The sequence below is a fragment of the Butyricicoccus sp. OF27-2pH9A genome, assembly GCF_027693185.1.
GTDB lineage: Bacteria > Bacillota > Clostridia > Oscillospirales > Butyricicoccaceae > Agathobaculum > Agathobaculum butyriciproducens.
This window is the reverse complement of the sequence record NZ_JAQEXK010000003.1, coordinates 131,608-143,318: the sequence shown is the minus strand read 5'-3', so window position 1 is coordinate 143,318 and position 11,711 is coordinate 131,608. Positions and strand designations below refer to the sequence as shown.

General features: G+C 57.1%; 12 protein-coding genes. 5 read left to right on the top strand and 7 right to left on the bottom strand.

All coding sequences use genetic code 11. The features are described from left to right. Positions 1 to 11 precede the first annotated feature (11 nt). The 6 genes from atpG to PG722_RS04585 are packed head-to-tail and all read right to left on the bottom strand — an operon-like array spanning position 12 to position 4,419. Positions 12 to 965 (bottom strand): ATP synthase F1 subunit gamma, encoded by a 954-nt coding sequence (gene atpG, locus PG722_RS04610; protein ID WP_270579800.1) that lies wholly within the window; start codon positions 963 to 965, stop codon positions 12 to 14. Further along, entirely contained in the window at positions 953 to 2,461 is a 1,509-nt protein-coding gene (gene atpA / locus PG722_RS04605) for a F0F1 ATP synthase subunit alpha (RefSeq protein WP_270579799.1), read from the bottom strand. The genes atpG and atpA overlap by 13 nt, the downstream gene beginning before the upstream one ends. A gap of 14 nt (positions 2,462 to 2,475) precedes the next feature. Further along, a complete protein-coding gene (locus PG722_RS04600) occupies positions 2,476 to 2,982 on the bottom strand; it encodes an ATP synthase delta subunit family protein (protein WP_270579798.1) in 507 nt (168 codons plus the stop codon). Next, entirely contained in the window at positions 2,979 to 3,470 is a 492-nt protein-coding gene (gene atpF, locus PG722_RS04595; protein WP_270579796.1) for a F0F1 ATP synthase subunit B, read from the bottom strand. The genes PG722_RS04600 and atpF overlap by 4 nt, the downstream gene beginning before the upstream one ends. A gap of 15 nt (positions 3,471 to 3,485) precedes the next feature. Then, positions 3,486 to 3,701, bottom strand: a complete 216-nt coding sequence (gene atpE / locus PG722_RS04590; RefSeq protein WP_110436420.1) for an ATP synthase F0 subunit C — start codon at positions 3,699 to 3,701, stop codon at positions 3,486 to 3,488. A gap of 31 nt (positions 3,702 to 3,732) precedes the next feature. Further along, positions 3,733 to 4,419, bottom strand: coding sequence for a F0F1 ATP synthase subunit A (locus PG722_RS04585; RefSeq protein ID WP_270579795.1), 687 nt, complete (start codon positions 4,417 to 4,419; stop codon positions 3,733 to 3,735). Between the two features lie 197 nt (positions 4,420 to 4,616). On the opposite strand from PG722_RS04585, the gene PG722_RS04580 reads away from it, so the two are divergent. The 3 genes from PG722_RS04580 (at position 4,617) to PG722_RS04570 (ending at position 7,376) form a co-directional block, all read left to right on the top strand. Further along, complete coding sequence (locus tag PG722_RS04580) at positions 4,617 to 6,239, top strand: ATP-binding protein (protein WP_270579794.1); 1,623 nt, start codon at positions 4,617 to 4,619, stop codon at positions 6,237 to 6,239. Between the two features lie 12 nt (positions 6,240 to 6,251). Then, complete coding sequence (locus PG722_RS04575) at positions 6,252 to 6,926, top strand: response regulator (RefSeq protein ID WP_270579793.1); 675 nt, start codon at positions 6,252 to 6,254, stop codon at positions 6,924 to 6,926. A 228-nt stretch (positions 6,927 to 7,154) separates the two neighbouring features. After that, a complete protein-coding gene (locus PG722_RS04570; protein WP_442867827.1) occupies positions 7,155 to 7,376 on the top strand; it encodes an ATP-binding cassette domain-containing protein in 222 nt (73 codons plus the stop codon). Positions 7,377 to 7,661: 285 nt separating this feature from the next. On the opposite strand, the gene glpK is transcribed toward PG722_RS04570, so the two are convergent. Next, positions 7,662 to 9,149, bottom strand: coding sequence for a glycerol kinase GlpK (glpK, locus tag PG722_RS04565; protein WP_270579792.1), 1,488 nt, complete (start codon positions 9,147 to 9,149; stop codon positions 7,662 to 7,664). A 131-nt stretch (positions 9,150 to 9,280) separates the two neighbouring features. Here glpK and PG722_RS04560 point away from each other — a divergent pair, with 131 nt between their 5' ends. Further along, entirely contained in the window at positions 9,281 to 9,913 is a 633-nt protein-coding gene (locus PG722_RS04560) for an alpha/beta hydrolase-fold protein (RefSeq protein WP_270579791.1), read from the top strand. A gap of 340 nt (positions 9,914 to 10,253) precedes the next feature. Further along, the gene (locus PG722_RS04555; RefSeq protein ID WP_270579790.1) at positions 10,254 to 11,669 is read left to right on the top strand and encodes an alanine/glycine:cation symporter family protein; all 1,416 of its coding nucleotides are present in this window, start codon (positions 10,254 to 10,256) and stop codon (positions 11,667 to 11,669) included. Positions 11,670 to 11,711: the final 42 nt, after the last annotated feature.

The window sequence follows — 11,711 nt, the reverse complement described above, 5'->3', positions numbered from 1 at the left end:
TTCCTCACTTTCTATGCGCGTCTGCCGTCTGCGAGAAAGCGGACGGTCCGCGTCGGAATCGGGCGGCGAGGCTGCGGTGTTTCGTCGGCGCTGCCCTGTGTGCCGCCGACGATCTCGGTGATCTCCTGCGTGATGGCGGACTGCCGTGCGCGGTTGTAACGCAGCGACAGCGATTTGAGCATATCGCGTGCGTTGTCGGTGGCGGAGTCCATTGCCGTCATGCGGGCATTCTGCTCGGCACAGAAGGACTCGACCAGCGCGCCGAACAGCTCGCCCTTGACGTAGCCGGGCACGAGATGCTCGAGTACGCGGTCTGCCGATGGCACATACTGCACCATCTGATGATAGGGGCCGTGCTCACTCGGGCGCGGCTCCCATGGGAATGCATCAAGGTCGAGCGGCAGCAGCTTCTGCACACGCGGCTCAAGCCGCATAGGCGTTATCATTTCGGTGTAAACAACGTACACGTCGTCCAGCTGTCCTTCGCGGAACAGACGGATGAAAATATCTGCAATGTCTCGTGCACGGGCGATCGTCGGATCCTGCACGGTGAACATGAACTCGCCGTCCACGCGGATATCGCGTTCGGCGAAGTACGCGCGGCCCATCTGACCGATGAGAAATAGCGTTGGATCGTCCTCCTGCGCAAGATGCTTCTCGGCCAGACGCAGCACGTTATGATTGTACGCACCGGCCAGTCCCTTGTCGCCCGTGATGACGATGTAGCCGGCCTTGCGGCGCTTGACCTCGGGCCGCTTGTCGAAATAAATATGCTCGATTTCAGGGGAATGGTGCAGAATATCGGCAATCGTGGAGCTGATCTTGAGAAAATACGGCTGCACATTGTTCAGCTGCTGCCGTGCCTTGCGCAGCTTGGAGGACGAAATCAGATACATCGCGTTTGTGATCTTGAGCGTTTGCTGCACACTGTCAATGCGGGTGCGGATCTCCTTTATGCCTGCCATGCTGCGCTCACCTGATCTTTATAGGTTTTCAGGGCTACCCGGATCTGCTCGGCAGCCGTGCCGGTCAGGGTACCGGTGGACTGAATCTCTGTCAGCAGAGAATCGGGCAGACTGTCGGCAAATTTCTGTACAAAATCGCGTACCCGGTCGAGCGGAACATCGCTCAGCAGACCGTTGGTCGCAGCATACAGGATAACCGCCTGCCGCCAAACCGGCATCGGGTGGCACAGCGGCTGCTTGAGGATTTCCATCAGGCGTTTGCCGTGCTCGAGCGCCTGCTGAGTGTCCTTGTCCAGATCGGAACTGAACTGGGTGAATACCTCCAGCTCGCGGAAGCGGGCAAGGTCGATACGCAGGGTACCGGCGGTTTTCTTGATAGCCTTGGTCTGTGCCGCACCGCCGACACGCGATACCGACAGGCCAACGTTGATCGCCGGTCGCTGACCGGCAAAAAACAGGTCATTTTCCAGATAAATTTGACCGTCCGTGATGGAAATGACGTTGGTCGGAATGTAGGCGGACACATCGCCTGCCAGCGTTTCGATAATGGGAAGCGCGGTCATCGAGCCGCCGCCGTACTCCGGCGTCAGGCGGCAGGCACGCTCGAGCAGACGGGAATGCAGATAGAATACATCGCCCGGATACGCCTCACGGCCGGGCGAGCGGCGCAGCAGCAGCGACAGCGTGCGGTAAGCGACTGCGTGCTTGGACAGATCATCATACACGATGAGCACATCGCGGCCCTGACTCATGAAATACTCGCCGATAGCGGCGCCGGCATACGGCGCGATATACTGCTGCGGCGCACCGTCTGCTGCAGTGGCGGAAACAATGATGCTGTAATCGAGTGCGCCGTATTTCTCGAGCGTGCCGCGCAGGCGCGCCACTGTGGATGCCTTCTGGCCGATGGCAACGTAAATGCAGATCATATCCTGCCCCTTCTGGTTCAGGATGGTGTCGATGGCAATGGAGGTCTTGCCGGTCTGACGGTCGCCGATGATCAGCTCGCGCTGACCGCGTCCGATCGGCACCATCGAGTCAATGGCAAGGATGCCGGTCTGCATCGGCTGGTTTACCGGCTCACGCGATACCACACCCGAAGCCTCTCGCTCGATCGGACGGCGCTCGGTCGTTTCAATTGGTCCAAGGCCGTCAATCGGTTCACCGAGGGCGTTGACCGTGCGGCCGATCATCGCATCGCCGACCGGAACGTCAGCCGCACGTCCGGTGCGGGAGACCGCCGAGCCTTCGTGCAGGCCGTCCTCGCTGCCGAGCAGTACCACGCCGACGCTGTCGCGTTTGAGGTCAAGCACGATGCCGTGCACGCCGGTGTCAAACTGCACCAGTTCGCCGTAGACGGCGCGGCTTAGTCCGTATACGGTGGCAATGCCGTCACCGACCTCGATGACCGTGCCGGTCTCATCACAGCGCGTGCGGCTGTCATATTGTTCAATCTCCTCGCGGAGAATAGATAAAATCTCATCTGAATGATTCAATGGTTTTCACCCCTTTACAGGTCATGCGCCAGTGCGCGAAGCTGTCCGCGCACGCTTTTATCGTAGGTTACGCCGTCGATTTCGGCAGTAAAGCCGCCGAGCAGCGTGTCGTCCTGCACGATTTCAAACGTAACCGCGCGGCAGCCATGCCGTGCGCACAGCAGTTTGGCAAGCGAACTCAGCGATTCATCATCCGGTTCGCGGGCACAGCGGAATACGCACAGGCCCTCGCCGCGGTCGCGCAGCTCAAGCAGTCGGAACTGCCGGACGATCTCCGGCAGGAGCGCAAAGCGGTTTTTGTCCGCCAGCAGCAGATAAAAGTGCTTCAGCTCGCCCATCGCGTCAAAATCGGGCAGGCGGGACAGCACAGCTTTTTTCTCCCGCGCACAAACGGCAGGCGAGCACAGCGCGTCCCACAGCGGCGCACAGCCGGTCAGATAATCGGCGGTTCGCTGCAGATTGCTCAGCGTGCAGCCGGTATGACGCAGGGCACCGGCATACTGTACGGCGGTCGAGCTCATCGCGCGGCCTCCGTTTCTTCCCGCAGAAAATCGTCGATCATGGCGCGGTCGGTGTCGCTGTTCAGCGTCCGCTGGGATACCTTGGCGGTGGTCAGCAGAACGAGAGCGGCAATCTCCTTTTTCGCCTCACGGAGCATCTGCGTCCGCTCGGACTCCCGACGGCGGGCAGCCTGCTCGTCCAGCCGCTGCACAGCGGTCTGCGCTTCTGCAACCAGCCGGTCGTACTCCTGCTGACCGCGCGTGCGGGCCTCCTCGATGATTTGCGCGGCCTCCTGCTTTGCGGAAGCAAGCTGCGCGGCGTGCGCGGTCTGCTGCTGCTCAGCCTCGGCGAGACGTTTGTCCGCCTGATCGAGCGTGTCCGACACCTGCTGCGCACGGTCATCGAGCATTTTCGTGATGGGTTCGAACAGGAATTTCTTCATCAGCACGAACAGGATGAGCAGATCAACAAACACCCAGATAATCTGCGAATTTAGATTGAGGATCATTCGATCTCACCCCGATCAATTCATGAAGATAAGCAGGATACCGATCAGAAAACCGTAGATGGCGGTTGCCTCGGCCAGTGCACAGCCGAGGATCAGGTTTTTGCTGATCTGGCCGGAGGCCTCCGGCTGACGTGCAATGGCTTCCGAGGATTTCGCGGTTGCATAGCCGATACCGAGACCGGCGCCGATGCCGGTCATAACTGCGATAGCTGCACCAATAGCAATACTCATTTTTGTGGTCCTTTCTCAGATAAAACAGTGGTTACTCAAGCGATTCCGACAGAAAAAGTGTTGTCAGGAATACAAATACGATTGCCTGTATCATACCGTCGAATACATCGAAATACAGGCTCAGCGGGATGGGCACAACGACCGGAACGGCCATTTTGACCAGCTCCATGATAACGAATCCGGCGAAAATGTTGCCGAACAGTCGCATGCAGAGCGACAAAGGCCGAATGCCGATCTCCATAATGTTGAGCGGCGTGACGACCGAAACCGGTTCGCTGAACTTTTTCAGTCCGCCGCGCAGACCGTGGAACCGGAACTGCGAGCCGTAGATCAGCAGGGCGCTCATGATCGCCAGGCCGGCGGTGACGTTCAGGTCTTTGGTCGGCGGCGTAATGCCGAACAGACCGGCCATGTTCGCCAGCGCAAGATACAGGCCTACCGTGCCGAGGTACGGAGCGAAGGTGCGCCAGTATTTGTCGCCCAGTGTGTCGCGACAGAAATTGTTGATGAAGCCCACCAGCATCTCTGCGGCGATCTGCTTTCGCCCGGGACGCTTGCGCAGTCCGTGCGTCAGCCAGATGGCAAGCAGGGTCAGCACAACTATGATCGCCCAGCTTACCACAGCGGATTCCGGAACCGGTATTCCGCCGAACAGCGGAATCTCGAACGCAATATGGGTTTGCAGTTCGGCATTCAATTCCGCTTTGATTTCACCCAAAGGGCATCACCTCGTTTGTCTATAAGTTGGTTTACGCGCTTATTGTAAAAACCTGTCGGAGTTTACGCAAGCTTATGAAACTAAAAAAAATTAACCCGCGCAATTTGACAGATTTGCATAAATCTGCAGAGGGGATTTGATGAATGTTGACCAGTGTGTTATGATATGAAGTATCTTCTTAAAAGGAGTGGATGAATTTGATAAATGCACGTTCCTCCGGCTCACTGCACCGGCAGGTGCGCCGGATGCTGATCCTGTGCATTGCGGTGGTGGTGCTGCTGTCCACGTCGGTCGGTTTGGGCATCGGTCTGTATCAGGAGGTGCGGACGCGCGACCAGCTGCTGTCCAATGCGGCGCAGATGGCGGCAGACGCGCCGCTGCTGATCGAGGATATTCGGGCAGATAACGCACAGCAGTATTTGGCGCGGACCGTACGGCGTGTATCTGAAGTGGATATGCTCGGCGTGTATGATATTAAGGGTAAGCCGACAGTGTTTTACGATCTCGTGTCCGGTACAGGCGACGCATCTTTGCTGCCCGAACTGAAAGCTGATACGGTCAGCCGCCTGTGCAGCGAGGAAAAGCCGGTGCTCTCGAACGATGAGATGCCGGACGGCGCGGATCGCTGTGCCTATGCTGTCATGCGCGATGAAAACGGGCAGGTGACCGGTATCGTCATGGCAGGGCTGTATCTGCGCTCTTACCATCGGACGGTGCTGCGTGTGCTGCTGTCGTATCTGCTCATCACGCTGTTCGCGCTTGGCATCGGCAGTCTGCTCAGCGTGCGGTTTTCTAAGCGGGTCAAGCGGGAACTGCTGGGCTATGAGCCGGACGCGTTCCGTCAGCTGTTTCTGCAGCGCATGGATATTCTGGATGCATTGGATGAGGGTCTGATGGCGATCGACGAACACAGCATGATCACCTATATGAACCGTGCGGCAGCGGATATCCTCAAAATCAAGGTGAAGGATGCACTCGGTCAGCCGTTACAGACGGTCTATCCGCGCTCAACGATGGCGCGCGTGCTGCAGACCGGCAAAAGCGAATACAACATCGGTCTGGAGTCCATCAAGCATGTTTCGGTCATTTCCGACCGTATGCCGCTCTGGCGGGACGGCAAGGTGGAGGGTGTTATCGCTATTTTCCGCAACCGGACCGAGGTCACGCGGCTGGCGCAGGATTTGACCGGCGTGCAGCACATAGTCGGTGCGCTGCGGGCGTATACGCATGAGTTTACCAACAAGCTGCATGTGATCCTCGGTCTGCTGCAGCTGGGCGAGGACAAGCAGGCGGAGGAGTATGTGCTGCATTTGACGCAGACGCGTGCGCACTCGATCGGCTATATTTCTGAGCGTATTCGGGAGCCGTCGGTTGCGGCGCTGCTGATCGGCAAGGCATATCGTGCGGCGGAGCTGGGTATCCGGTTTGTGCTCGACCGGGCGAGTGAACTGCATGGAGACGGACGGTATCTTCCGGCGAGCAGTCTGATCACCATTCTTGGAAACCTGATTGAGAATGCGTTCGACGCACTGCGGAACGCACCGGAGACCGCACAGAAGGAAGTGACGGTCAGCATCCGCGAGGGCGAGCACGGCATGCTCATCAGTGTGGACGACAGCGGTGCAGGCATTGCTGCCGATAAGCTGGACCGCATTTTCGAGCGCGGCTTTTCCACCAAAGGAGAGGGCAGAGGCACCGGTCTGTCACTCGTCAAGGAGACCGTGGACGCGTTCCACGGGACGATTCGCGTCGAGTCCGAGCCGGGAATCGGTAGCTCGTTCATCATTACGGTTGCGGAATCCGCAAACAGACAGCAGTAGGGAGGAAATCCGATGTACACAACGGTTATCATTGAGGATGACCCGATGATCACACGGCTCAACCGCCGGTATATCGAGCAGGACAGCCGGTTTGCCGTCGTGCAGACGTTTTCGGCGGCGCATCCGGCGCTGTTCTGGCTGCGGCGCAACCCGATCGATCTGATTATTTTAGACGTTTACATGCCGCAGATGAGCGGCACCGAGCTGCTGCTGCAGCTTCGCGCGGAAGGTGTGGACGCGGATGTCATCATGGTCACTTCGGCGAATGACGCAAAAACGGTCAACGATGCCGCGCGACTGGGTGCAGTGGATTATCTGGTCAAACCATTCGCATATGAGCGGTTCCGGCAGGCGCTGGACGTGTTCTGCCGCCGGAGAGAGAGCGTGCAGCGCGACAGCTTCAGTCAGGAGGCGCTCGATCATACGCTGTTTCAGGCTGCGATGCCGACACAGCCTGTCACGCCGCCAAAAGGTTTGCAGAGTCAGACGCTTTCGCGCATTGAGGCATATCTGCGGGCTGCGCCGGATACACGGCATACCAGTGATGAGATCGCATCGCATGTTGGCTTGTCAGTTGTCACTGTGCGCCGGTATATGAATTACCTGACTGAACAGCAGGTTATTGGCAGTGAGATGGATTACCGCACCGGCGGACGACCGTGTCTGGTGTATTTTCTGCGGAAATAAATCCTATATCATTCTATATAAGATGAGTGTTGTAAAAATCCTCCGCTTTACGGAGGATTTTTACTTTACATTTCCCGACCTCGCTTTACAGAATTATAATAAAAACTTGATGCGCAAGTGATAGAAGCGGCACCGATTGTTTGGTTACAATGGAAACCGTTGAAAACAAGAAGGAAGTACAACAGCTTATGTTAGGAGCATATTCGCAAAGCATTCGACGGCACAGAGGTGCTGAAAGATATTTCGCTGCGTATTGAGGACGGTGAAATTGTCTCCATCCTCGGTCCGTCCGGCTGCGGCAAAACCACGCTGCTCAACCTGATCCTCAGCATTATCGACGCGGACAGTGGCTCCATCCGCTATAACGGACAGGATATCACATATACGCCGATGGAGAAACGCGGATTTAAGGCAATACCGCATAATTGGACAAGAGCGATTTGCGAGTAAATTTTGCGTACTGACGAGGCGCGGTTTTGCGGTAATACTTGACGTATTACCGTGAAATCGCAACAAAGTCAGGGCGCGAAATTTCCGCAAAGCGCCGCAGCTTTAATTGTGCGGTGTTGCCTTAACATTGTATTTCAGGATTATGCGCTGTTTCCCAATCTGGATGTGCAGCTGAACATCGAGCAGCTGCCCGCGTGGATTCAGGCAAATGATTAAAGCATACTGAAATACAAAACCCGAAGTGCAGGTTTTGCGCCTGTACTTCGGGTTTGTTTGTGCTGTTTTTTAATGCTCCGCCCAATCGAGCGACCGTCCAACCGCCTTATCCCAGCCGGAGAGCAGCTTGCGGCGCTTATTCTCGTCCATCGAGGGCGCATACAGCGTATCGCACCGCCAGAGCTGCTTCAGCTCCTCGCGGCTGTGCCACACACCGGTCGCGAGTCCGGCAAGATAGCATGCGCCGAGCGCGGTCGTTTCGCGGATGACCGGACGGCGAATTGTGCAGTCCGAAATATCGCTCTGGAACTGCATCAGGAAGCTGTCGCGGCTGGCACCGCCGTCCACCGAGAGGGAGGAAAGGGAAACGCCCGTATCGCGCTTCATGGCGGTCAGCAGGTCGTTCACCTGATAGGCGATGGACTCCTGTGCGGCGCGAATAATGTGCTCGCGGGTCGTGCCGCGCGTCAAACCGATGAGACAGCCGCGTGCGTACATATCCCAATGCGGCGCGCCCAGACCGGTGAATGCAGGCACGAGGTACACGCCGCCGGTGTCCTTCACCTTGCCCGCGTAGTATTCCGCATCGCGGCTCTCGGAGAAAAAGCGCATCTCATCCCGCAGCCACTGGATGACGGCGCCGCCGACAAACACGCTGCCCTCGAGCGCGTACTGCGTCTCTCCGCTGATTTGAATGCCGATGGTGGTCAGCAGGCCGTTTTTGCTCTCGCAGGCGGTCGTGCCGGTGTTCATCAGCAGAAAACAGCCCGTGCCGTAGGTGTTTTTCGCATCGCCTGCCGCAAAGCAGGTCTGACCGAACAGCGCCGCCTGCTGGTCGCCTGCAATGCCTGCAATCGGAATATCGCCGCCCGGCAGGGAAACAGAACCGTACACCTCGCTCGAGGAGCACACGCGCGGCAGCATCGCCCGGGGAATATCGAGCGCGTGGAGCAGGGTATCGTCCCAGTCCAGACGGTGAATGTCGAAGATCATCGTGCGTGCGGCATTGGTCGCGTCCGTGATGTGCACCTTGCCGCCGGTCAGCTTCCACACCAGCCAGGAATCCACCGTGCCGAACAGGATTTCTCCGCGCTCGGCCTTCTCTCGTGCGCCCTCCACATGGTCGAGCAGCCACTTGATTTTCGTTCCCGAAAAATACGCATCCGGAACCAGACCGGTCGTGCGGCGGATGTGCCCGGACAGACCGTTCTGCACCAGCCTGTCCACAATATCCGCTGTGCGGCGGCACTGCCAGACGATAGCGTTGTGAATCGGCCGTCCGGTATTTTTATCCCACAGGATGGTCGTCTCGCGCTGGTTGGTGATGCCGATGCCCGCCACATCGGCCGGAGAAACATCGGCTGCCGACAGCACCTCGAGCATAGCCGCATACTGCGTGGACCAGATTTCCATCGGGTCCTGCTCGACCCAGCCCTCGTGCGGATAGTGCTGGGTCAGCTCATGCTGCCGGATGGCGAGAATATTCTGTTCGCTGTCAAATAAGATCGCTCTCGAGCTTGTCGTGCCCTGATCGAGCGCCAGTATATATTTTCCCATAGCGGAAACTCCTTTTACTCTTTGCATCTATCATACCGTTGCGGACGCGGATTGTCAATCGCTGCAAATTTGACGGTGCGGTGCATTTTGTGGTAAAATCAGTGCGAAAATGCATAGAAGAAGGGGATTGCATGAGAATTTATGAATACGGCGAGCCGAATGCGAAAAACGTGCTGCTGCAGCCGGTGGGGGACCACGACCTGCCGGCCATCGAGAACGAAATTCGTGAGATCAAGCGGCTGACTGCACAGCCGTTCCGTTTGATTGCCGTCAAGGTTGAAAGGTGGAACGACGACCTGTCTCCGTGGTGTGCACCGGCGGTTTTCGGTCATGAGGACTTCGGAGACGGTGCTGCAGCACTGCTCCGCGAAATGCTGCCGCTGTGTGAGGACGCAGACAGACGATACATCATCGGCGGGTACTCGATGGCAGGACTGTTTGCCCTGTGGAGTGCATACCGGACCGACCGTTTTTCCGGCATTGCGGCAGCCTCGCCGTCTCTGTGGTTCCCGGAATTTCTGGAGTACATGCAGGCGCATGATCTGCACAGCGCTGCCGTCTATCTCAGTCTGGGCAACCGCGAGGAAAAAACGCGCAATCCGGTGATGTCCACCGTCGGCGACCGCATGCGGGCGGCGTATGCGCTCCTGCAGGAGAAAAACGTAAGCTGCACACTGGAATGGAACAGCGGCGGGCATTTTCAGCAGCCGGACTGCCGCACGGCAAAGGCGTTTGCGTGGGTGCTGGAACACTTATTTTATTAAGGGCAATACCGCATAATTGGACAAGAGCGATTTGCGAGTAGATTTTGCGTACTGACGAGGCGCGGTTTTGCGGTAATACTTGACGTATTACCGTGAAATCTCGGCAGCGCGGACGGAACTCGCGCAAGGAACCGAAGCCAAAGTCAGGGCACAAAATTTCCGCAAAACGCCGCGGCAGCGCGACCGGAGCCTGCGCAAGGAGCCGCAGCTTTAATTGTGCGGTGTTGCCTAAGGTATAACTTGTACTTGAGAAGTTTGTCGGATTCCTGTATAATATAAATAAATGTTACCGGTTGACTACAACCGGTAACGGAAGTACTTTGGAAAGGGAATAGAAATTATGTTGGAAACGATCAACTCCGTTATCGCAGCAATATCAGGCGTGCTGTATCAGCCATGGTTTGTGCCGTTGTTTCTGGTAGTCAGCGGCATTTACTTCACGTTCCGATGCAAGTTCATCCAGATTCGTCTGTTCAGGGATGCGTGCAGGGTCATCATGGAGAAGCCGGAAAGCGAGGGGAGCATTTCCTCGTTCGGCGCACTCATGATCTCCACCGCGTCGCGTGTCGGCACGGGCAACATCATCGGTGTATCCACGGCAATCTGTCTTGGCGGACCGGGCGCTATCTTCTGGATGTGGGTAACCGCACTGCTCGGCGGTGCAACCGCCTTCATCGAGTCTACGCTCGCGCAGATTTACAAAAAGCGTGCACCGGACGGCAGCTGCTACGGCGGTCCTGCGTACTACATGCGCGACGCACTCGGCAAGCGCTGGTTGGGTGTCATCTTCTCGGTGCTCATCATCCTGATCTACGCAGTCGGCTATAACATGCTGGCGGCGTACAATCTGCAATCCACGTTCTCGGTGTTCAAGTTCTACCATCCGGTTATCACACCGGCGTTCATCGGTGTCATTCTGGCGTTCCTGTTCGGCGTAATGGTACTCGGCGGCGCAAAGCGTCTGGCAAGCATCACCGAAATCCTTGTTCCGTTCATGGGTATCCTGTATGTACTGGTTTCGCTGCTCATTATCTGCCTGAACATCAGGAATGTACCGGGCATGTTTGCGTCCATCTTCCACAACGCATTTGACCTCCAGTCTGTGATGGGCGGCTTCTCCGGCAGCTGCATCATGTACGGCGTAAAGCGCGGTCTGTACTCGAACGAAGCAGGTATGGGTTCTGCGCCGAATGCAGCCGCAACCGCATCTGTTTCTCATCCGGCCAAGCAGGGTCTGGTGCAGATGCTGTCCGTATTCATCGACACGCTGCTCATCTGTACGGCAACGGCGTTCATGTGTCTGTCCACCAACGTTGTTCCGACCGAGGAAATCGCCGGTGCGGTTTATGTGCAGAACGCTATCGCATCCACGCTCGGCGCGGCAGGTCCGGTGTTCCTGGCAGTGGCGATGATGCTGTTCGCGTTCACCACGCTGCTCGGCAACTACTCGTACTGCGAGGGCTGTCTGGAGTTCATCCTGCATCGCAGCATCAAAAAGCATGAGCTGCTCTTCTTCCGCCTGTTTGCTACAGCCATCGTGTTCATCGGTGCGATCGCAAACGCCGGTCTGGTATGGGATACTGCGGATATGCTGCAGGGTATGATCGTCGTAGTCAACGTGCCGACCATCCTGATTCTTGGCGGCACGGCCATCAGATGCCTGAACGATTACGTCGCAAGCCGCAAGCGCGGTGAGAATTCGGTATTTCATGCGAAGAACATCGGCATCAAGGAAGAAACTGATTTCTGGAAATAAGCGCATAAGCAAAGGACTGCTGCACAAGGATAAAACCTGTGC

Coding starts and splice junctions, on each gene's coding strand:
- atpG (WP_270579800.1), bottom strand. CDS start 965: ATGGCAGGCATAAAGGAGATCCGCACCCGCATTGACAGTGTGCAGCAA.
- PG722_RS04600 (WP_270579798.1), bottom strand. CDS start 2,982: ATGAGCTCGACCGCCGTACAGTATGCCGGTGCCCTGCGTCATACCGGC.
- atpF (WP_270579796.1), bottom strand. CDS start 3,470: ATGATCCTCAATCTAAATTCGCAGATTATCTGGGTGTTTGTTGATCTG.
- atpE (WP_110436420.1), bottom strand. CDS start 3,701: ATGAGTATTGCTATTGGTGCAGCTATCGCAGTTATGACCGGCATCGGC.
- PG722_RS04575 (WP_270579793.1), top strand. CDS start 6,252: ATGTACACAACGGTTATCATTGAGGATGACCCGATGATCACACGGCTC.
- glpK (WP_270579792.1), bottom strand. CDS start 9,149: ATGGGAAAATATATACTGGCGCTCGATCAGGGCACGACAAGCTCGAGA.
- PG722_RS04560 (WP_270579791.1), top strand. CDS start 9,281: ATGAGAATTTATGAATACGGCGAGCCGAATGCGAAAAACGTGCTGCTG.
- PG722_RS04555 (WP_270579790.1), top strand. CDS start 10,254: ATGTTGGAAACGATCAACTCCGTTATCGCAGCAATATCAGGCGTGCTG.